The sequence below is a fragment of the Streptomyces sp. NPDC093221 genome, from assembly GCF_044753885.1.
Lineage (GTDB): Bacteria > Actinomycetota > Actinomycetes > Streptomycetales > Streptomycetaceae > Actinacidiphila.
The window spans coordinates 532361-554051 of record NZ_JBIVOA010000005.1; the positions used below are offsets into that span (position 1 = coordinate 532361).

General features: G+C 71.9%; 12 protein-coding genes. 1 reads left to right on the plus strand and 11 read right to left on the minus strand.

The genetic code is table 11. From position 1 onward, the window contains the following. Positions 1-273: 273 nt before the first annotated feature. The 3 genes from ACIQCJ_RS22725 to ACIQCJ_RS22735 all read right to left on the minus strand — a co-directional run bounded on the left by ACIQCJ_RS22725 (position 274) and on the right by ACIQCJ_RS22735 (position 6951). Complete coding sequence (locus ACIQCJ_RS22725) at positions 274-4464, minus strand: ribonuclease E/G (protein WP_402712327.1); 4191 nt, start codon at positions 4462-4464, stop codon at positions 274-276. Between the two features lie 216 nt (positions 4465-4680). After that, positions 4681-5463 (minus strand): TIGR03936 family radical SAM-associated protein, encoded by a 783-nt coding sequence (locus tag ACIQCJ_RS22730; protein ID WP_355349564.1) that lies wholly within the window; start codon positions 5461-5463, stop codon positions 4681-4683. Between the two features lie 216 nt (positions 5464-5679). After that, on the minus strand, positions 5680-6951 hold the full coding sequence (locus ACIQCJ_RS22735) for a hypothetical protein (RefSeq protein WP_402712328.1): 1272 nt from the start codon (positions 6949-6951) through the stop codon (positions 5680-5682). A gap of 531 nt (positions 6952-7482) precedes the next feature. On the opposite strand from ACIQCJ_RS22735, the gene ACIQCJ_RS22740 reads away from it, so the two are divergent. Further along, positions 7483-10890 carry a CARDB domain-containing protein gene (locus tag ACIQCJ_RS22740; RefSeq protein WP_402712329.1) on the plus strand — a complete coding sequence of 1136 codons (3408 nt, stop codon included), beginning with the start codon at positions 7483-7485 and terminating at the stop codon, positions 10888-10890. 100 nt (positions 10891-10990) lie between these two features. On the opposite strand, the gene ACIQCJ_RS22745 is transcribed toward ACIQCJ_RS22740, so the two are convergent. The 8 genes from ACIQCJ_RS22745 to ndk form a co-directional block, all read right to left on the minus strand. Next, entirely contained in the window at positions 10991-12916 is a 1926-nt protein-coding gene (locus ACIQCJ_RS22745; protein ID WP_355349555.1) for a TIGR03960 family B12-binding radical SAM protein, read from the minus strand. A 136-nt stretch (positions 12917-13052) separates the two neighbouring features. Further along, positions 13053-14636, minus strand: coding sequence for a CHAD domain-containing protein (locus ACIQCJ_RS22750; RefSeq protein ID WP_402712330.1), 1584 nt, complete (start codon positions 14634-14636; stop codon positions 13053-13055). Positions 14637-14729: 93 nt separating this feature from the next. Continuing rightward, complete coding sequence (gene rodA, locus ACIQCJ_RS22755) at positions 14730-15929, minus strand: rod shape-determining protein RodA (RefSeq protein WP_355349549.1); 1200 nt, start codon at positions 15927-15929, stop codon at positions 14730-14732. Next, positions 15926-18136, minus strand: a complete 2211-nt coding sequence (mrdA, locus tag ACIQCJ_RS22760; protein ID WP_355349546.1) for a penicillin-binding protein 2 — start codon at positions 18134-18136, stop codon at positions 15926-15928. Before mrdA ends, rodA begins: the two co-directional genes overlap by 4 nt. Beyond that, a complete protein-coding gene (mreD, locus tag ACIQCJ_RS22765; RefSeq protein ID WP_391047608.1) occupies positions 18133-18789 on the minus strand; it encodes a rod shape-determining protein MreD in 657 nt (218 codons plus the stop codon). The genes mrdA and mreD overlap by 4 nt, the downstream gene beginning before the upstream one ends. A gap of 6 nt (positions 18790-18795) precedes the next feature. Next, entirely contained in the window at positions 18796-19782 is a 987-nt protein-coding gene (gene mreC / locus ACIQCJ_RS22770) for a rod shape-determining protein MreC (protein ID WP_391160352.1), read from the minus strand. A 124-nt stretch (positions 19783-19906) separates the two neighbouring features. Then, positions 19907-20929, minus strand: a complete 1023-nt coding sequence (locus ACIQCJ_RS22775; protein WP_355349577.1) for a rod shape-determining protein — start codon at positions 20927-20929, stop codon at positions 19907-19909. A 264-nt stretch (positions 20930-21193) separates the two neighbouring features. Beyond that, a complete protein-coding gene (ndk, locus tag ACIQCJ_RS22780; RefSeq protein ID WP_188282321.1) occupies positions 21194-21607 on the minus strand; it encodes a nucleoside-diphosphate kinase in 414 nt (137 codons plus the stop codon). Between the last annotated feature and the right edge of the window lie 84 nt (positions 21608-21691).

Here is a 21691-nt window from a genome sequence, read left to right on the forward strand (position 1 = left end):
GAACGGTCGCGCGCCCCGTCACGGCACCGGCAAAGTGCGCTGCCATCGCGCAAGGGCATGTTTTTAGGGGCGCGGGGAACTGCGCGGCCGGCCCCCACCGGACTGTCAGCCCGAAGACCAGCGCATCTGCCCCGCTGGGGCCGGTTCCTGGGCCGCGCCACCGCCGGTGGCCGAGCGCGCGGTTCCCCGCGCCCCCGGCGGGGCACAGCCCACCCGCAGGGTGGACACGCGTGGCCCGCGCCCGGGGCAGGGCGCGGGCCACGCGGGGCCGGACTACTCGGAGGGCGCGGCCGACTTCTTGGCGGCAGCCTTCTTCGTGGTCGTCTTCTTGGCCGCGACCTTCTTCGTCGCCGTCTTCTTGGCGGCAGCCTTCTTCGTGGCGGCCTTGCGCGGCGCCCGCTTCTTGGGCTCCGCGTCAGCGGCATCGGCGGCCGGTGCCTCGGCCGGGACGACCACGACAGCCGCGTCGTCGGCGCCCGACGGCGACCCGGCGGGAGCCGTCACCTTGCGCGTGGCACGACGACGGGCGCGCGCCGGGGGCTCCGTGGAGACCTCGGGCTCGGGCGCGGCCTCGACCGGGGCCGTGGGGGCCTCGGCGGGGACGACCACGACGGCGGCGTCCTCGGAGACCGCGGGAGACCCGGCGGGAGCCGTCACCTTGCGGGTGGCGCGACGACGGGCGCGGGCCGGGGGCTCCGTGGAGACCTCGGGCTCGACGGTCGGCGCCTGCTCGATGACGGGCTCGCTGACCGGGACGACCACGACGGCCGGTTCCGGCTCGTGGTCGGCCGCGGGCGGCGCGCCCGCGGGCGAGGTGGCCTTACGGGCGCCGCGCCGCCGGGAGCGGCCGCGGCTGCCGTGGGCGGCGGCCTCGGCCTCGGCCGCGGTGCCGAACCACTCCTCCTCGGGGTCGCCGACGGTCGGCACCAACTCGGCCTCGCCGACCTCGATCGGCTCCAGCTCGGGCAGTTCGTCGGCCGAGTCGACCGAGTCGGCGTCGTCCGCGTCTGCCTCCAGCACGTGCTCGTTCTCGTGCTCGTGGTCGTGACCGTCGCCCGCCGCGCCGCCGTTGCCGGACTTGCCGCGCCGCTTGCGCTTGCCGCCGCCACCGCCGGTGGTGGTCGCCTGGTCCATGTGGACGATGACGCCGCGCCCGTTGCAGTGCACGCAGGTCTCGGAGAAGGACTCCAGCAGGCCCTGGCCGACCCGCTTGCGGGTCATCTGCACCAGGCCGAGCGAGGTGACCTCGGCCACCTGGTGCTTGGTCCGGTCCCGGCCCAGGCACTCCAGCAGCCGCCGCATGACCAGGTCGCGGTTGGACTCCAGGACCATGTCGATGAAGTCGATGACGACGATGCCGCCGAGGTCCCGCAGCCTGAGCTGGCGGACGATCTCCTCGGCCGCCTCCAGGTTGTTGCGGGTGACGGTCTCCTCCAGGTTGCCGCCCTGCCCGGTGAACTTGCCGGTGTTGACGTCGACCACGACCATCGCCTCGGTCTTGTCGATCACCAGCGAACCGCCGGACGGCAGCCACACCTTGCGGTCCAGCGCCTTCAGAAGCTGCTCGTCGATGCGGTACGTCGCGAAGACGTCGATCTCCGAGGTCCAGCGCGACAGCCGGTCCGCCAGGTCGGGCGCGACGTGGGTGACGTACTCGTGGATCGTGCTCCACGCCTCGTCACCGCTGACGATGACCTTCGAGAAGTCCTCGTTGAAGATGTCGCGGACGACGCGGACGGTCATGTCCGGCTCGCCGTAGAGCAGCGTCGGCGCGTTGCCGCTCTTGGCCTTCTTCTGGATGTCCTCCCACTGCGCCTGGAGGCGTTCGACGTCGCGGCGCAGCTCGTCCTCGCTGGCGCCCTCCGCGGCGGTGCGGACGATGACGCCCGCGTCCTCGGGGACGATCTTCTTGAGGATGGTCTTCAGCCGGGCCCGCTCGGTGTCGGGGAGCTTGCGGCTGATGCCGGTCATCGAGCCCTCGGGCACGTACACCAGGTAGCGGCCGGGCAGCGAGACCTGGCTGGTCAGGCGGGCGCCCTTGTGGCCGATCGGGTCCTTCGTCACCTGGACGAGGACCGGCTGGCCGGACTTGAGCGCGGACTCGATACGGCGCGGGCCGTTGCCCATGCCGAGTGCCTCGAAGTTGACCTCGCCCGCGTACAGGACGGCGTTGCGGCCCTTGCCGATGTCGACGAACGCGGCCTCCATGGACGGCAGCACGTTCTGCACCTTGCCCAGGTAGACGTTGCCGACGTAGCTGGTGGCCTGCTCCTTGTTGACGTAGTGCTCGACGAGGACGTTGTCCTCCAGCACGCCGATCTGGGTGCGCTCGCCGTTCTGCCGGACCACCATGACGCGCTCGACGGCCTCGCGGCGCGCCAGGAACTCCGCCTCGGTGATGATCGGCACGCGGCGGCGGCCCTGCTCGCGGCCCTCGCGGCGGCGCTGCTTCTTGGCCTCCAGGCGCGTGGAGCCCTTGATGGACTGCACCTCGTCGGCGCCGGTGCCGCCACCGGACTCCGACTTCTGGCGCGGCTCGCGGACCTTGACGACCGTGCGCTCCGGGTCGTCGCCGCCGTTGGCGGAGTCGTCGGCGCCGGAGTCGGAACCGCGACGGCGACGGCGCCTGCGGCGACGGCTGGTGCTGGAACCCGAGCCGTGGTCGTCGTCGTGCGCCGACTCGTCGGCGGAGTCCTCCTCGTCGTCGCCCTCGGACGACTCGTCCTCGTCGTCGGAGGACGCGGTGTCCTCGTGCTCGCTGGACTCGCCCCGGCGACGGCGGCGACCGCCGCGGCGGCGACGGCGGGACGGGCGGTCATCGCCGTCGTGCTCGCCGTCGGCGTCCGCGTCGTTGTCCTGCTCGTCGTCCGCGTCGGTGTCGGCCTCGTCCACGTCCACGGCGGTGGCCGCCTCGGCGGTCACCGGCTCCGCGGCGGAGCCGCCACGGCGACGGCGACGGCGGCGCGGGCCGCTGTCCCGCTCCTCGGTCTCGTCCTCGTCGGCGACGGCGGGCTCCTCCGCGACGGCACCGGCCGCCACGGGCTCGGCCGTGGGCGCCTGGAAGACCGGCGGCTGGAAGACAGCCGTCGGCGGACGCGACGCCCTGCGGCGTCCGCGCGCCGGGCGCTCCTCGGTCCTGACCTCAAGGGTGATGGACGCGACGGGGATGCCGAACGCCTCGGCGAGGGCGGCCACCGCGTTGGCGTTCGCCTCCTCGACCGTCTGGCCGTAGCCGCGGATCTCGTACGCGTCGTCGACCTCGACGTTCCACTCGTCGCCGTCCTGGAGCGCCTTCCCGGTGTACTCGAAGCGCTCTTCCGGCGTGTCGTGCGCACTGGCGGTGACGGTGTCGCTCTCGGCCTCGGCCTCGTCCCGCGGCGCCAGCGCGCCCGGCTTCAGCCGCCGGGAGCCGTCGCCCGCGGAGAACGTCGCCGCAGGGGCTCCGGCCGTTCGCTTGCGTGACCGCCGGGCGCGCGGCTCCGGCTCGGCGGCCGGGGCGGGCGGCGCCACGGGCGCCGCGGGTGCGGGGGCCTCGGCGATCTCGCCCGCGGTGCCGTCGGCGGCGGGCGCTTCGGCGGGCGCGGCCACCTTGCGCGTGGCACGGCGGCGGGCACGCGGCGGGGCCGCGTCCCCAGCGGGGGCCTCGGCGGCGGCGGGCTCGGCGGTCACCGCGGCGGGCGTACCGCCGTCAGGGGCATCGCCCGAGGCGGTCTCGTCGGCGGTGGAGGCGGCCGGGGCCGCCACCTTGCGCGTGGCGCGACGGCGGGCACGCGGCGGGGCCGCGTCCCCAGCGGGGGCCTCGGCGGCGGCGGGCTCGGCGGTCGCCGGGGCGGGCGTACCGCCGTCAGGGGCATCGTTCGAGGCAGGCTCGTCCGCCGTCGAGGCGGCCGGGGCCGCCACCTTGCGGGTGGCCCGGCGGCGAGCGCGCGGCGGCGCGGCGGGGGCCTCGTCGGAGGCGGCGGTGTCGTCAGCGGCGGAGCCGGACGCCGCGGCGGTGTCCGTACCGCCGTCAGGGGCATCGCCCGCAGCGGTCTCGTCGGCGGTGGAGGCGGCCGGGGCCGCCACCTTGCGGGTGGCGCGACGGCGGGCGCGCGGCGGGGCGGCTGCCTCGGACGCGGAGGCGTCATCGGAGGCCGGAGCCAGGCTCTCGGCGGTCTCGGAGCTCATGGGGGCGGCCGTGGCGCCGTCGGAGGCGGCCTCGTCACCGGCGGTCACGGCCGGAGCGGCGACCTTGCGGGTGGCGCGACGGCGGGCGCGCGGCGGGGCTGCCGCCTCGGACGCGGAGGCGTCGTCGGAGGCCGGAGCCGAGGGCTGGGCCGCGGGCTCGGCGGTGGCGGAGCTGCCGGCGGCGTCGGTCGGGGGGCCCGCGGGGCGGGAGGCGGCCCGGCGGCGGCGCGGCGGCGCGGCCTCGGCGGCGGGCTCGGATGTGGGGGTGGGTTCGTTGGAGTCGGTCTGGTCGTGCATTCGGGCAATGCTCCCGTCGAGCTCCCGGGCGCCGCGTCCATGTCCGGTGCGGCGGGCCGCTTGGTCGCGGTGCCGCTGTCCGGGGGCGCGGGCGCCGCACGGGAGCTGCTGTGTCGCTCGTCGGCACCGCGTCGGCGGGTCGACGAAAGTCTCATGTGGTCTGCGGCGCCGGACCCGGGTGGCTCCCTGGTGCGTCGGCGACGCGTGACGACGTGGCTACGCGGACCCGGCAGGTACCGTCACAGCGTCGCGATCATGCGCGAGCGGGTCGGTGACCGTGCCGGACTCCTCGTCGAGCGGCCCCTGCGCCAGCCTGGTCACCGCTGCGGGGACCGGCGGCGCGAGGTCGGCCGTCGCATGGAGGCCGGACAGTACGTCGTCGGGCCGTACGGCAGGTGTCAGGTGCCGTACAACCAGCCGCAGTATCGCACAGGCGCGGTCCTGCGGCCTATCGGCACCCTGTTCGGACATGTCCGCGTCGTGCCCGGCGCCGTTGTCCGGCGTGTCGTCGACGACTTCCAGGCGCGTGACGGCGCCGCGGGTGTCGAACGTGCGGATGCCGTTCTTCGTCTTGCGCTGTACTTCCACGGTCTCCGCGGCGAGGAACGCCGCGACGGCCTGTCGTGCCTCGGCCGGGTCGACACCGTCGAGCCTGACCTGCCAGACCGACGCCTCGAGGCGTTCGGCGAGTCCCGAGGTCCGGGCCTCGACCGCCTCGATGACGTCGAGTCCCGCGGGCAGCGACTCGTCGAGCAGCAGCCGCAGCTTCTCCGGGTCGACGCTGCGCGCGAGGGCGATCTCCAGATACTCCGCCTCGCTGCCGACGCCGGTGGGTGCGGCGTTGGCGTACGACACCTTGGGGTGCGGGGTGAAGCCCGCCGAGTACGCCATCGGCACCTCGGCGCGGCGCAGGGCCCGCTCGAAGGCGCGCTGGAAGTCGCGGTGGCTGGTGAACCGGAGGCGGCCACGCTTGGTGTAGCGCAGTCGAATGCGCTGCACCGCCGGTGCGGGCGGCGGACCTTCGGGCTGTCGCTTGCCCAGTGTCGTTCAGTCCCTCGTGCGTACTCGTGTCCCGGGAGCCCGTCACCGGGCCCGCTTGTCTTTCACAAGGTTACGCCGCGTCGCGCGTTGCTGTTGACGGGTGACTCCCGCCCTGTGGACAACCCGGGGTCGACAGTCTCGGAGGAACGCCCTGAACCGGTGCCGGTCCCCCGCTCAGCGGTGGGTCGGCGGACGCCTCTTGGCGAGGTCGGGGCCGGGCTGCTTACGGTGGCGGGCCGCCGGCCGGGGCAGCGCTCGCGTGGCGTGCGCGCTCGCCACCAGCGCGTCGGCGGGATCGGGCGCCTCTGATACGTCGGCCGCGTCCGTCGCCGGTGCCGGGCCGAACGCCCCCGGCTCGTACCCGGCCCGCCGCGGCGGCAGCCGCCGCTCGGCGGCGCCGACCGGATCGCCGAAGAGCGCCCTGCGGGTCTCGGCGCGCAACTCGCGCAGCGAGCGGCGGGCGTCGGCGACCGCGTCCTTGACCGGCTGCCAGACCGCGCGCCGGTACCAGCGGCCCGCGGCCCGTACCGCGCGCAGTACGGGAGCGCCGGTCCGGCTCCAGACCCAGGCGGCGGGGACCGCGATCAGCACGCGGGCCAGCCACGCGACGCCGCGGCCGACGGCGCGCGAGACATAGCCGGTCACCCGCCAGGCGTGGCCGAGCGCCGCGCCGATCTCGCGTGCGACGGGGACGACGACGCGCCGCCACACGAAGCCGACCGGCAGCACGACCAGGGTTCTGACCAGCCAGAGCAGGCCGAGCCAGGTCATCCGCAGCGTCCACGCGAGGCCGCGGCCGACCGGCGTGAGCACGTACCGCCACAGCGCCGCCAGCGGCCACACCAGCGCGTACCGCATGAAGAAGACGACGGCCGCGGCGAGTGCGAGGGCGACGGGCACCAGCAGGGAGTGCCAGAGCCAGCGGGCGGGCACGGCGAGGAGGTAGTGGCCGAGCCAGGAGGCGCCCGCGCCCAGGCCCGCGCCGAGGGTCAGCAGCGTCCAGCGGACGGCGCGGCCGACGGGCGCGAGGACGTACGCGTAGAGGGCGGTCAGGGGGACGACGAGCAGCCAGTGCGCGAGCAGTCCCGTGCCGGCGCCGAGCATGCGCAGTGTCCAGGCGGCGGCGTGGCCGAGCGGCACGAGCACGTACCGCCACAGGGCGACGAGCGGGACGACGACCAGGTAGCGGGTCAGGAAGACGGCCGGGATCACCACCAGGGTGCGCACCGCCCAGGCGAGCGCGGCGCCGAGGACCCGCAGCGGCGGGAGCAGCAGGCGGCGCCATGTCCAGCGCAGTCCGGCCGAGGTCGCGCGCCCGGCCGTCGCGAGCGCGTCCCAGAGCAGGCGCAGCGGCAGCACGACGGCGAAGGCGACGAGACGGACCGGCATACGTATGGCGACGGTCAGGCAGCCGTCGCCGCTCCCCCGCGGGTGTTCCAGAGCCATGCGGTGAACCTACCCGCAGGGCTTGGCGGGTTGGCGTACCGCGCGGTGTCCGCAGCCGGATCGGCACCCGGCGGATACCGCCCGGAGACGTCGCGCGGCGGCGGCCGGGCGCGTGGCACGGCCGCCTGTCACGGCCGCGCACACGGGCCGGGGCGCGGCTCGACGTGCTCCGGCGAGCACTCCTGCGAGTACGGCTCCACGCACGCCTCGAAGCGCGGCTCGCGGCACCGCGCGAAAACGCTCCGCCACGGCGCGGGCCAGGGGCCTTGCGCAGGTTCCGCCCCGTCAAGTCGTCGGCGGCGCGCATGTGTTGGGGATGCGCGGGTCTTGTCAACAAATCGAATGACGTGCGTAAACCGTTGACAAGCCGGTGACACGATCGCAACATGTGACTCGCAAAAAGCTGGTCAATGCTCTCTCAATTCTTCACATCTGTATGCAACTTCACGGCAGGAGCCGCCTCGCGTCCTGCGAACCCCGCGCGTCCCGCGCGTCGTCCGCGCTCTCTCGTTCCGACTGAACAGAGGACACATGAAACGGAAACAGCTCAGCCGTCGGCTGATCACCGGCCTGGTCACCGCCGGTCTGATCGCCATCGGGCTCCTGCCACTGTCCGGGGCCGCCGCCGCGGCCGACCGGCCCAACCTCGCCTCGGGGAAGGCCGCTTCGTCGAGCGGCGCGGTGGGCGGATACCCCGCCTCCGCGGTCACCGACGGCAACCAGGGCACGTACTGGGAAGGGCCGAACAACACCTTCCCGCAGTGGGTGCAGATCGACCTCGGCGGCAGCGGTGCCGCCGTCGACCAGGTGGTGCTCAAGCTGCCGGCCGGCTGGGAGGCGCGCACCGAGACCATCGCGGTGCAGGGCAGCACCGACGGCGCCGCCTTCAGCACGCTGTCCGCCGCGCAGGGCCGCACCTTCAACCCGGCTTCCGCCAACACCGTGACGGTCGACTTCAGCGCCGCGACGGTCCGCTACGTACGGCTGAACATCACGGCCAACACCGCGTGGCCGGCCGCGCAGATATCCGAGCTGGAGATCCACGGCACGACGGTCACCGACCCCGGCGGCCCCGGCCCCGGCGATCCCGGCCCCGGTGACGGCACGGGCAAGGACCTGGCGCGCGGCAAGCCGATCGAGGCGTCCTCGACGGCCCAGTCCTTCGTCGCGTCCAACGCCAACGACGGCCAGGTCGGCAGCTACTGGGAGTCCAACGGCTTCCCGTCGACGCTGACGGTCAAGCTCGGCTCCGACGCCGACATCACCTCCGTCGTCGTCAAGCTCAACCCCGACGCCGCGTGGGGTCCGCGCACGCAGAACATCCAGGTGCTCGGGCGCGGCCAGAGCGCGACCGGCTTCACCTCGCTGAAGGCCAGGGCGGACTACGCGTTCAGCCCGTCGAGCAACCAGAACACCGTGACCATCCCGGTCACCGGCCGGGCCGCCGACCTCCAGCTCGGGTTCTTCTCCAACTCCGGCGCCCCGGGCGGCCAGGTCGCCGAGGTGCAGGTCATCGGCGTACCCGCGCCCAACCCCGACCTGACCGTCACCGCGCTGTCGTGGACCCCGACCGCCCCGGTCGAGACCGACACCGTGAACGTCAGCGCCACCGTGAAGAACATCGGCAGCGCCGCGTCGCCCGCGACCACCGTCAATGTCAGCGTCGGCGGTGTCGTCGCGGGCAGCGCCCCGGTGGCCGCCCTCGCCGCCGGTGCGTCCGCCACCGTCCAGGTCGCCGTCGGCAAGCGGGCGGTGGGCAGCTACACCGTCTCGGCCGTGGTCGACCCCAATGGCACCGTCATCGAGCAGAGCAAGGACAACAACAGCCTCGCCTCACCGACGAAGCTGGTCGTCGCGCAGGCGCCGGGCCCCGACCTCGAAGTGCTCGGCATCACCTCCAACCCGGCCAGCCCCGCGGTCGGCGCGGCTGTCTCCTTCACCGTCTCGGTGCACAACCGCGGCACCACCTCGACGGGCGTCGCCACCGTCACCCGCCTCACCGTGGGCGGCACCACGCTCGACACCAGCACCCCGGCGATCGCCGCGGGCGCGACCGTCACCGTGAACGTCACCGGCACCTGGACCGCGACCAGCGGCGGCGCCACCCTCGTCGCGACCGCGGACGCCACCAACGTCGTCGCCGAGACCAACGAGACCAACAACACCTTCTCCCGCTCGATCGTGGTCGGGCGCGGCGCCGCCGTCCCGTACACCGAGTACGAGGCCGAGGCCGCCACGTACCAGGGCACGCTCCTGGAGACCGACCCGCTGCGCACCTTCGGCCACACCAACTTCGCGACCGAGTCCTCGGGCCGCAAGTCGGTACGGCTGAACACCACCGGTCAGTTCGTGGAGTTCACCTCCACCAACCCGACCAACTCGATCGTGGTGCGCAACTCGATCCCCGACGCCGCGAACGGCGGCGGCATCGAGGCCACGATCAGCCTCTACATCAACAACACGTTCAACCGGAAGATCACCCTGTCCTCGAAGCACAGTTGGCTGTACGGCAACACCGACGGCCCCGAGGCGCTGACCAACTCGCCGCAGGCGGACGCCCGTCGGCTGTTCGACGAGTCCAACGCGCTGCTGTCGACGACGTATCCGGTGGGCACCAAATTCCGCCTCCAGCGGGACGCGACCGACACGGCGTCGTTCTACGTCATCGACCTGATCGACCTGGAGCAGGTGGCGCCGCCGAAGGTCAAGCCCGCCGAGTGCACGTCGATCACCGAGTACGGCGCGATCCCGGACGACGGGATCGAGGACACCGCCGCGATCCAGCGGGCCGTGACCGCCAACCAGAACGGCCTCATCAACTGCGTGTGGATCCCGGCGGGCCAGTGGCGCCAGGAGAAGAAGATCCTCACCGAGGACCCGCTGCACCGCGGCCAGTACAACCAGGTCGGCATCAGCAACGTCACGATCCGCGGCGCGGGCATGTGGTACTCGCAGCTCTACTCGCTGATCCAGCCGCAGGACGCCGTGGGCAGCATCAACCACCCGCACGAGGGCAACTTCGGCTTCGACATCGACAACAACACGCAGATCTCCGACATCGCGATCTTCGGCTCCGGCCGGATCCGCGGCGGTGACGGCAACGCCGAGGGCGGCGTGGGCCTCAACGGCCGGTTCGGCAAGAACACCAAGATCAGCAACGTGTGGATCGAGCACGCCAACGTCGGTGTCTGGGTCGGCCGCGACTACGACAACATCCCCGCCCTGTGGGGACCGGCGGACGGCCTCGAATTCAGCGGGATGCGCATCCGCGACACCTACGCCGACGGCATCAACTTCACCAACGGCACCCGTAATTCGAAGGTCTTCAACTCCTCCTTCCGCACCACGGGCGACGACTCGCTCGCGGTCTGGGCCAACAAGTACGTCAAGGACCAGTCCGTCGACATCGCGCACGACAACCACTTCGTGAACAACACCATCCAGTTGCCCTGGCGCGCCAACGGCCTTGCGATCTACGGCGGTTACGGCAACACCATCGAGAACAACCTCGTCTACGACACGATGAACTACCCGGCGATCATGCTGGCCACCGACCACGACCCGCTGCCGTTCTCCGGCCAGACGCTGATCGCCAACAACGGCATCCAGCGCGGCGGCGGCGTCTTCTGGGGCGAGGCGCAGAAGTTCGGGGCCATCACCCTGTTCGCCTCCACCAGTGACATCACCGGCGTCACCATCCGGGACACCGACATCGCCGACTCCACCTACGACGGGATCCAGTTCAAGAACGGCGGCGGCGCCATGCCGGGCGTCACCATCAGCAACGTCACCATCGACAAGTCCAACAACGGCGCCGGGATCCGCGCCCAGGGCGGCGCGCGGGGCAGCGCCAATCTGTCCCACGTCACCATCACCAACTCCGCCAACGGCAGCGTCCTCATCGAGCCCGGATCGCAGTACGTGATCAACGGCTCGTAACCGAAGGCTCTCGCCCCCCGAGAAAAAACCCGTGGCCCCGCACGCGTCCTGCGTGCGGGGCCACGGGCCGTGTCGCGCTACCTCGCGGCGGCGCCGACCGTCACTTCACGACCGACAGCGGCAGCAGCTTCTGCCCCGTCGGGCCGACCTGGATGTGGGTGTCCATCTGCGGGCAGACGCCGCAGTCGAAGCACGGCGTCCAGCGGCAGTCGTCGACCTCGGTCTCGTCCAGGGCGTCCTGCCAGTCCTCCCACAGCCAGTCCTTGTCGAGACCGGAGTCCAGGTGGTCCCAGGGCAGGACCTCCTCGGCGGTGCGCTCGCGGGTGGTGTACCAGGACAGGTCGACGCCGAAGGCGGGCAGCTCGGCCTCGGCGGCGCGCAGCCAGCGGTCGTAGCTGAAGTGCTCGCGCCAGCCGTCGAACCGGCCGCCGTCCTCGTAGACGGCCCGGATGACGGCCGACACCCGGCGGTCGCCGCGGGAGAGCAGGCCCTCGATGATGCCGGGCTTGCCGTCGTGGTAGCGGAAGCCGATGTTGCGGCCGTACTTCTTGTCGCCGCGGATCGCGTCGCGCAGCTTCTCCAGCCGGGCGTCGGTCTCCTCCACGCCGAGCTGCGGGGCCCACTGGAAGGGGGTGTGCGGCTTGGGCACGAACCCGCCGATGGAGACCGTGCAGCGGATGTCGTTCTGCCCGGTGACCTCGCGGCCCTTGGCGATGACCTTCTTCGCCATGTCGGCGATCTGGAGGACGTCCTCGTCGGTCTCGGTGGGCAGCCCGCACATGAAGTAGAGCTTCACCTGCCGCCAGCCGTTGCCGTACGCGGTGGCCACGGTACGGATCAGGTCCTCTTCCGAGACCATCTTGTTGATGACCTTGCGGATCCGCTCGGAGCCGCCCTCGGGGGCGAAGGTCAGACCGGAGCGGCGGCCGTTGCGGGTCAGCTCGTTGGCCAGGTCGATGTTGAAGGCGTCGACGCGGGTGGACGGCAGGGACAGGCCGATCTTGTCGTCCTCGTACCGGTCGGCGAGGCCCTTGGCGACCTCGGCGATCTCGGTGTGGTCGGCGGAGGACAGCGAGAGCAGGCCGACCTCCTCGAAGCCGGTGGCCTTCAGGCCCTTCTCGACCATCTCGCCGATCCCGGTGATGGACCGCTCGCGCACCGGGCGGGTGATCATGCCCGCCTGGCAGAAGCGGCAGCCGCGGGTGCAGCCGCGGAAGATCTCCACCGACATCCGCTCGTGCACGGTCTCGGCCAGCGGCACCAGCGGCTGCTTGGGGTACGGCCACTCGTCGAGGTCCATCACGGTGTGCTTGGACACCCGCCACGGCACGCCGCTGCGGTTGGGCACGACGCGGGAGATCCGGCCGTCGGCCAGATACTCCACGTCGTAGAAGCGCGGCACGTACACCCCGCCGGTCCTCGCCAGCCGCAGCAGCACCTCGTCCCGGCCGCCGGGGCGGCCCTCGGCCTTCCACGCGCGGATGACCTCGGTCATCTCCAGGACGGCCTGCTCGCCGTCGCCGATGACGGCCGCGTCGATGAAGTCGGCGATCGGCTCGGGGTTGAACGCGGCGTGGCCGCCCGCCAGCACGATCGGGTCGTCCAGCGTGCGGTCGGCGGCGAGCAGCGGGATGCCCGACAGGTCGAGCGCGGTGAGCATGTTGGTGTAGCCCAGCTCCGTGGAGAAGCTGAGGCCGAACACGTCGAAGGCGCGGACCGGGCGGTGCGCGTCGACCGTGAACTGCGGCACATCGTGCTCGCGCATCAGCGCTTCCAGGTCGGGCCACACGCTGTACGTGCGCTCGGCCAGGACGCCCTCGCGCTCGTTGAGCACCTCGTAGAGGATCATGACGCCCTGGTTGGGCAGGCCCACCTCGTACGCGTCCGGGTACATCAGCACCCAGCGGACGTCGGTGCTGTCCCACTCCTTGACGGTGGAGTTCAGCTCGCCGCCGACGTACTGGATCGGCTTCTGGACGTGCGGGAGAAGTGCTTCCAGGCGCGGGAAGACCGACTCGACAGGCATCTCGGCGACTCTCATCAGACGGCTGGGACTCCCCCGGCCGGCGGCGTGGGGGCTGGGTGACCCTCAAGGGTACCCGTGTCTCGCGGCGGCCCGGTCCCGCTCATCCGTCACGGCCCCGCCGCGCCCGGGCCCCGGCTCAGATGTCGCGGTCCGCCGACCGCCAGACATCCGGCAGTTCCGCCTCCACGGCCGCCGCTCTGGCCCGCTCGGCCGCGATCAGCGCCGTGTACGCCTCGGTGGGCTCCCCCGCCGCCCCTGCCTCCCGCGCGGTACGGCCGAGCGCCGCCCGGCACATCACGCTGTCCTGGTGCTCGCCGAGGAGCTGCTGGACGGACTTCATCCGGCCGGTGTGGGCGGCGGCCCGCTTGCCGAGCACCGGCTGCGCGGCCTCGCCGCAGTAGCGGGCACGCTTGGCGGATTTGCGGGCCTCGTGCAGCGCGATGTCGCGGTCGTCGCCTGGCGGCAGCGCCAGCGCGGCCTGGATCTGCCGCCGCAGCCGCAGGTGGTCGCGGCCCACGGCGGCGGTGGCGGCCTCGTGGGCGGGCGCGGCGGCCGACACCAGGAACGGCGGCAGCACGAGCAGCGCCTCCAGGCGGTCGAGCAGCGCGAAGTAGCGGGTCCCGGTCAGCACCCGGACCAGGGCCGCGTGGGAGCGCGCGTGGCTGTCGGCGGCCAGGCCCCGCAGCCGGTCGCGTACGGCCGCGGTGACCAGCGCGGGGTCGGCCTCGGCGAGCAGCCCGTCCACGCGGTCCGCGAGCACCTCGCGGTCGCGTTCGGTGCCGAGGACGGCGGCCAGCCACTTCAGCTCCGCGCCGAGCGGGTCGGTGGCACCGCGGTCCAGTTCCCTGCGGAAGCTCTTGAGGGCGCTGCGGGCCCTGCGGGTGGCGACCCGCATCCGGTGCACGGCGTCCTCCTGGTCGCGCCGCACCAGCGGGTCGAGCGCGAGGATCGCGGTGAGCTGTTCGCGCAGGTACCCGGTGGCGACCTCGCCCGCGGTGGCGGGGGTGCCGGGCGGCGCGGGCGGTTCGGCGAGCCGGTCGCCGAGCGCGCGGGCCAGTTTGGAGCGGGAGGCCGAGCGGCGCTGTCCCGCCGCCGTCAGCCGTTCCTCGACGGCGTCCAGCAGGGCGGGCGGCCCGCGCATCAGCTCGACCTCGGTCTCGGTCCAGCTCGGGCCGTCCGCCCCCGCGTCGGCACCGGTCTCGTACGCACCGGTCTCGTCGGCACCCGCCTCGTACGCACCGGTCTCGTACGCACCCGCCGCGTACACGTACGCCGTGACCTCGTCGTGGGCGATCTCGGCGAGCGCGCCGCCCTCCGCGTCCAGCAGCAGGGTCCGGTGCCGGGTGGTGCGCAGCCGGACCACCGGGTTCAGCGGGCGGCCCCTGAGCAGCGCGGCGACCTCGGTGCGCAACTCCTCGGGCGGGGCGTCGTCGGCGGCGCCCAGCGGGACACGGACCTCGGTGCGGGTGTCGGGCTCGCCGGTGGGCAGTTTCAGGTGCCAGCCCGCGTCCTCGCCCCCGGTACGGCGGCGGAGCGTGGTGCGGTGGGCGGCCAGCGCGAGGCCGGCGGTGTCGTAGTAGACGGCGTCGAGGAGGACGGGGTCCAGGCGCCGGATTCCGGCGACGGACGGCAGTCCTTCGAGGTCGGGAGGCGTCAGGGGGCGGCCGGGGCCGTCACCGGCCTCGTACTTGCGTTCGGTCTCGCGCACTCGCTGACCCATGCTCGACGGTAACCGGGCACCCCGCCCGCGAGCAATGGCGCGGCCGGCCGGGACGGGATCCGCGGACCCCTTCCGACCGGCCGGGCCCGCGCGTCACGCCGACATCGGCCGTTGCATCCGTACGGACTGCAACAGACCTATGGCCACACAGTTGGCGAACATCGATGATCCGCCGTACGACACAAAGGGCAAGGGGATACCCGCGACCGGCATGATGCCCAGCGTCATGCCGATGTTCTCGAAGGACTGGAAGGCGAACCAGGCGACGATTCCGGCGGCGACGATCGTGCCGTACAGGTCGGTGGCATTGCGGGCGATGGCGCAGGCCCGCCAAAGGATGAGGCCGATCAGCGCGATGATCAGGGCGGCGCCGAGGAAGCCCAGTTCCTCGCCCGCGACCGAGAAGACGAAGTCCGTCTGCTGCTCGGGCACGAACTGCCCGGTGGTCTGGCTGCCATGGAACAGGCCCTTGCCGAGCAGGCCGCCGGAGCCGATGGCGATCCGCGCCTGGCTGGTGTTGTAGCCGACGCCCGCCGGGTCCAGGGCGGGGTTGGCGAAGGCCGCGAAGCGGTCGATCTGGTACTTGTCCAGGATGCCGAGCTGCCAGACGGCGAGGGCGCCGCCGATCCCGGCGGCGATCAGGCCGAAGACCCAGCGGTTGGACGCGCCGGAGGAGAGCAGCACCCCGAGCACGATCGCCGCCATCACCATCACCGAGCCGAGGTCCGGCATCATCATGATGATCAGGATCGGCAGCGCGGCCAGGCCCAGCGACTGGAGCACGGTCCTGTGGTCCGGATGCTCGCGGTCGCCCGCGTCCACCCGCGCGGACAGCACCATCGCCATGCCGAGGATGATCGCGACCTTCACGAATTCCGACGGCTGGAGCGAGAAGCCGCCGCCGATCACGATCCACGAGTGCGCGCCGTTGACGGTCGAGCCGAGCGGGCTGAGCACCGCGAGGATGCCGAGGATCGCCAGCACGTAGTAGAACGGCACGATGCCGCGCATCCTGCGGTGCCCTATGACGACGACACCGATCGCGAGACCCGCGCCGATCCCGGCGTTCATCAGGTGCCGCATCAGGAAGTAGTACTGGTCGCCATGGGTGAGATTGGTGCGGTTGCGGGTCGCGGAGTACACCAGCATCGTGCCGATGGCGGTCAGCGCGAGGGACGCGAAGAGCAGCACCCAGTCCATCCGGCGCGCTATCGAGTCGCGGGCGAAGAGCTTGCCCAGCGTGGACCGCTCGGGGGTGAAGCGGCGGATCGAGTAGCTGTTGGTGGCACTCATGACCAGGATTTCCTGCCCTGCAGCAGCTTCTCAGTGCGGGTCGGGGTGAGGGCCGCGAGCACCGGGCCCGGGTCGCCCGGCGTGCCGTGCTGCGACGGCGTCAAGGTGGTGTCGGAGGCGGGCACGACGACGCCGTCACCGGAGATCTTCGGCAGCGCGGCGACCGGCTTGGGCATGATTCCCTTGCTCGCGTCGATCTTCGGGCCGTCCTTCTCGATGCCGTACATCGCCTCGTAGATCCGGCGGACCGCGGTGCCCGAGGCGCCGGAGCCGGTACCGGCCTGCGAGATCGTCATCACGATCGTGTAGTCCTTGGTGTACGTGGTCAGCCACGAGGTCGTCTGCTTGCCGGAGACCTCGGCGGTACCGGTCTTGGCGTGCAGCGTGATCTTGTCCTGCGGCCATCCGGCGAACTTCCAGTTGGCCGTACCGTCCGTGACGACGCCCGCGGTGGCCTTGTTGATGTACTTCAGCGTCGACTTGGAGTCGGGCAGCTTGCCCGCCACCTTCGGCTTGATCGGCGTGACGGTCTTGCCGTCCGCGCTGACCACGGCCTTCCCTATGGTCGGCTGGTACAGCGTGCCGCCGTTGGCGAGCGCCGCGTAGATCCGGGCCATCTGGATCGGCGTGACGAGCGTGTCGCCCTGGCCGATCGCGTAGTTGACGGAGTCACCGGCGCGCAGCACGTAACCGTCGGTGCAGTTCTCCCGCGCGATGGCGGTGGCCAGGTCGTTCTTCTTACTGGTCTTCTTGAGCTTGCACCAGTAGTCCTTCATCGCGTCGTAGTAGCTCTGCTTCCACTGACGGTCGGGGACGCGGCCGGTGACCTCGCCCGGCAGGTCGATGCCGGTCTTGGCGCCGAGGCCGAACTGGTGGGCGGTCTTGTAGAACCAGTCCTTGGGGTGCTTGGGGTCGGTGCCGCCGTCCTTCTGCCACTGGTCGTACGCGATGCCGTAGAACACGGTGTCGCAGGAGACCTCCAGGGCGCGGCCGAGCGAGATGTCGCCGAAGCTCTCGTTCTCGAAGTTCTTGAAGACCTGGTTGCCGATGGTCATCGACGAGGTGCAGGGGTAGCCGCCGTTGATGTCGTAACCGGCGTTGACGGCCGCCGAGGTGGACACCACCTTGAAGGTGGAGCCGGGCGCCGACTGGCCCTGCGTGGCGCGGTTGAGCAGCGGGTAGTTGGACTCGGTCTCGTTGAGCGCCTTGTAGTCCTTGGCGGAGATCCCGCCGACCCACTCGTTGGGGTCGTAGGTGGGGGCGCTGGCCATGGCGATGACCTGGCCGGTGTTGTTGTCCAGGACGACGGCCGCGCCGGAGTCGGCCTTGTAGTTCTGGTGGGTGATGCTGTCGTACGTCTTGCGCGCGTCGGCCATGGCCTGCGCGAGTTCCTTCTCGGTGAGCGCCTGGACCTTGGAGTCGATGCTGGTCACCAGGTTCGCGCCGGGCTGCGCCGGGGTGTCGCCCGCCTTGCCGATCACCCGGCCGAGGTTGTCGACCTCGTAGCGGGTCACGCCCGCCTTGCCGCGCAACTGCGCGTCGTAGACGCTCTCCAGGCCGGAGCGGCCGATCTGGTCGGAGCGCTGGAGCGGCGCCTCGGTCTTCTCCGAGGCGGTCAGCTCCGCGTCGGTGACCGGCGACAGATAGCCGAGGACCTGCGCGGTGTTCGCCTTGGAAGGACTGGGGTAGCGGCGTACGGCGGTGGGCTCGGCGGTGACGCCGGGGAAGTCCTCGCGCCGCTCCATGATCTGGAGCGCCTGCTGGGTGGTGGCCTCGTCGGTGATCGGGATCGGCTGGTACGGCGACCCGTTCCAGCACGGCTTGGGCGTCTTCGCGTCGCACAGCCGCACCTTGTCGGTGACTTCCTTGGGGGTCAGCCCGAGGACACCGGCGAGCCGGGTCAGTACGGCCAGGCCGTCGTCGCGCTGCTTGAGCAGGTCGGTACGGGAGGCGGAGACCACCAGGCGCGTCTGGTTGTCGGCGAGCGGCACACCGCGGTCGTCGAGGATCGAGCCGCGGACGGCCGGGGTGACGACCTGCTGGATGTGGTTGTTCGCGGCCTTCTGGTCGTACTCCTGGCCGTTGCGGATCTGGAGATACCACAGGCGTCCGCCGAGGGTGAGCAGCAGGGACACCACGAGGATCTGGAGGATCACCAGGCGGATCGTGACCCGGGAGGTGCGCCCGGTCTCCGGGATGTTGCTCACCTTCTGGCCCCCCTGGGCATCGAGGCCATCGTCTTGGCCCGGCCGAACAGGCCGCGCTGCGGGCTGATCCCGGAACCGGTCCTGGTACGGGTGGGCCGGGTGCGCAGCGCGCTGCCGCCGAAGCCGCCGGTCGGGTCCTCGGTGAGCGGATCGTGGTCGAAGCGTCTGGCCAGGGCCATCACGAGCGGCACCACGAAGGGCGCGAGCAGCAGGTCGTAGACGGTCGCGGTGAACACCAGCTTGGGCAGGCCCACATGGGCGCCCGCGGTGTCGCCGACGAGGCTGCCGACGCCCGCGTACAGCAGCGTGGTGCCGACGGCCGCGCCGATCACGACGAGCATGGGTCCGGCGGCCGTGCGCAGTTGGCCGCTCTCGGGCTTGGCGAGTCCCGCCAGGTAGCCGATGACGCACAGCACGAGCGCGTAGCGGCCGACCGCGTGGTCGGCCGGTGGCGCGAGGTCGGCGAGCAGTCCCGCGCCGAAGCCGACCAGGCAGCCGCCGACGTGGCCGTAGGCGATGGCCAGGCCGAGCACGGTCAGCAGCAGCAGGTCGGGGACCGCGCCGGGCAGGTGCAGCCGGGCCAGCACGCTGACCTGGGCGACCATGGCGATCACCACGAGGACGGTGGAGAGCACGATCCGGTTGAGGCGCACGGTGTCTCAGCCCCTCTTGCCGTTGCTTGTCGTATTTTCCGTGGTGCCGGCCGTGGTGCCGGGGGTGGCGCCGCCGGTCGGGGTCGAGCCGGGCTTGGGCGTGGATGTGGGCTTCGGCTTGGGCGACGGGGTCGGCTTCGGCGGCAGCACGCTGTCGCGCGGGTCGGCACGCGGGCCCTGGACGACGACACCGACGATGTCCAGCCGGGTGAAGCCGACGAACGGCTGCACCTGGACGGTCTTGGTGAGGTTGCCGCCCGAGGGGTCGACGCCGACGACCTTGCCGACCGGCACGCCCGGCACGAACGGCTTGCCCGCCTCGGAGCCGAAGGTGACCAGCCGGTCGCCGTTGTGCACCGTGGCCTTGCCGTTGAGGAGCTGCACGCGCATCGGCTGGTTGCCCTGGCCGGTGGCGAAGCCCAGCTCCATGGAGCCCTCCATGCGGGTGCCCACGGTGAAGTCCGGGTCGTTGGCGAGCAGCACCGTGGAGGTGGAGGGGCCGACGGTGGTGACCCGGCCGACCAGGCCGTCACCGTCGATGACCGTCATGTCGCGGGTGACGCCGTCCTTGCTGCCCGCGTCGATGGTGACCGTCCAGGAGAATCCCTGCGCGGCTCCTATCGCGATGACCTGCGCGCCCTTGATGGCGTACTGCCCGGCGCCCGCCGTCTTCAGCAGCTTGTCCAGCTCCGCCGCCCGGTTACGGGTGACGTCCTTGCTGCCGAGCTGCTGCTTGAGCGCCTCGTTCTCGCGTTGCAGGCGGCTGATGGTGCTGTTGCGTCCGCCGGAGTCGCGGACCGCGTCTATGGCGTTGCCCACCGGGTCGACAACGCCTGACACGGAGTTCTCGACGGGGCCGAAGACGGACTGCGCCGCCTGCCGTGGCCGGTCGAGCGGTGAGTCCTCACCGCCCCTGATGTCCACGGTGATCAGCGCGAACGCGATCACCACCAGCAGCACCAGCAGAAGCCGGCTCTCTCGTGTGTCCCTCACGGGCGCCAGTCCGTGCCTTCCTCATCGGACCTGCCGCCGCTGTGCACCGCGGCCGGTCAGAGCTTGTGGGGCGGGTTCCCGCCGTCGCTGCGGGCGACCGGTGAGCCCGTGTGCTGCCCGTGCCTCATCTGCGTGGCGAGGAGTCGAGCACCTGCTGGAGTGCCTCGAATTCCTCGACGCACTTGCCCGCGCCCAGCGCCACGCAGTCCAGCGGCGACTCGGCGATGTGAATGGGCATTCCCGTCTCGTGCCGCAGCCGCTCGTCCAGGCCGCGCAGCAGCGCGCCGCCGCCGGCCAGCACGATCCCGCGGTCCATGATGTCGCCGGACAGCTCGGGCGGGCACTTGTCCAGGGTGGTCTTCACCGCGTCGACGATCGCGTTGACCGGCTCCTCGATGGCCTTGCGCACCTCGGCCGCGGAGATCACCACGGTCTTGGGCAGGCCGCTGACCAGGTCACGGCCGCGGATCTCGGTGTGCTCGTCGTCGTCCTTGGAGGCGAAGGCGGAGCCGATGGTGAGCTTGATCTGCTCCGCGGTCCGCTCACCGAGCAGGAGGCTGTACTCCTTCTTGATGTGCTGGATGATCGCGTTGTCCAGCTCGTCACCCGCGACGCGGATGGACTGGGCGGTGACGATGCCGCCGAGGCTGATCACCGCGACCTCGGTGGTGCCGCCGCCGATGTCCACCACCATGTTGCCGGTGGCCTCGTGCACCGGGAGCCCGGCGCCGATCGCCGCCGCCATCGGCTCCTCGATGATGTGCACGGTACGGGCGCCGGCCTGCGTGGTCGCCTCGATGACGGCGCGTCGCTCGACTCCGGTGATGCCGGAGGGCACGCAGACGACCACCCGCGGGCGGGCCAGGTACCGCCGCTTGTGGATCTTGAGGATGAAGTAGCGCAGCATGCGCTCGGTGATCTCGAAGTCGGCGATGACGCCGTCCTTCAGGGGGCGCACCGCGACGATGTTGCCGGGGGTGCGGCCGATCATCTTCTTGGCCTCGGAACCGACCGCGAGGATGCCGCCGGTGTTGGTGTTGACGGCCACGACCGACGGCTCGTTCAGGACGATCCCGCGGCCCCTGACGTACACCAGCGTGTTGGCCGTCCCGAGGTCGACTGCCATGTCACGGCCGATGAACGACATGTTGTTCGCCATGTGGATACGTCTGGCCTTCCCGAGCTTGAGCGGAGATTCCATCGTAGTCGCGCCCGGCGGGGCACGGGGTCGGGGTTCCGACGTCATTGTCATCAGAACACACAGCGGACCTCTGTAATGGTGACGCCGTGTCGGGGTGTTTGGTTCCCGATCGCCGACGGCATATGCCCGGGGCGGCGGGATTCCCCCGGGCGCCTGGTCCGACGGGGCGTCAGCAACGGTACTCCGTACCCGAACAGCCAGGTCCCGGGATTAGGCCAGACCGGGGAAGAAGATCTTGATCTCGCGCTCGGCGGACTCCTCGGAGTCCGAGGCGTGGATCAGATTCTCCCGGACAATCGTCCCGAAGTCCCCCCGAATGGAGCCCGGCGCGGCGGCGATCGGGTCGGTCGGACCGGCCAGCGCGCGGACGCCCTCGATGACCCGCTCGCCCTCGACGACCATCGCGACCGCGGGGCCCGACGCCATGAAGTCCATCAGCGGCTCGTAGAACGGGCGGCCGACGTGCTCGGCGTAGTGCTGCTCCAGCGTGCCGCGGTCCAGGGTGCGCAGTTCGAGCGCGGCGACGGTCCAGCCCGCCTTGCGTTCGATGCGGCCGACGACCTCGCCGATCAGGCCGCGGCGGACGGTGTCCGGCTTGAGAAGGACAAGGGTGCGCTGCGACACGGGACGGCTCCTGCTGTGTGCGGTCTACGGGTTCGGTGTACGGGTTCTCTGTACGGGTGCGGCGTGCGGCCGGCGGGGTGCGGC

Bases quoted from the DNA above. Each gene is read 5' to 3' on its own strand.
- ACIQCJ_RS22750 (WP_402712330.1), bottom strand. From the start codon at position 14,636: ATGGGTCAGCGAGTGCGCGAGACCGAACGCAAGTACGAGGCCGGTGAC.
- ACIQCJ_RS22740 (WP_402712329.1), top strand. From the start codon at position 7,483: ATGAAACGGAAACAGCTCAGCCGTCGGCTGATCACCGGCCTGGTCACC.
- ACIQCJ_RS22725 (WP_402712327.1), bottom strand. From the start codon at position 4,464: ATGCACGACCAGACCGACTCCAACGAACCCACCCCCACATCCGAGCCC.
- ACIQCJ_RS22745 (WP_355349555.1), bottom strand. From the start codon at position 12,916: ATGCCTGTCGAGTCGGTCTTCCCGCGCCTGGAAGCACTTCTCCCGCAC.
- ACIQCJ_RS22735 (WP_402712328.1), bottom strand. From the start codon at position 6,951: ATGGCTCTGGAACACCCGCGGGGGAGCGGCGACGGCTGCCTGACCGTC.
- rodA (WP_355349549.1), bottom strand. From the start codon at position 15,929: ATGAGTGCCACCAACAGCTACTCGATCCGCCGCTTCACCCCCGAGCGG.
- ACIQCJ_RS22775 (WP_355349577.1), bottom strand. From the start codon at position 20,929: ATGTCGTTCATCGGCCGTGACATGGCAGTCGACCTCGGGACGGCCAAC.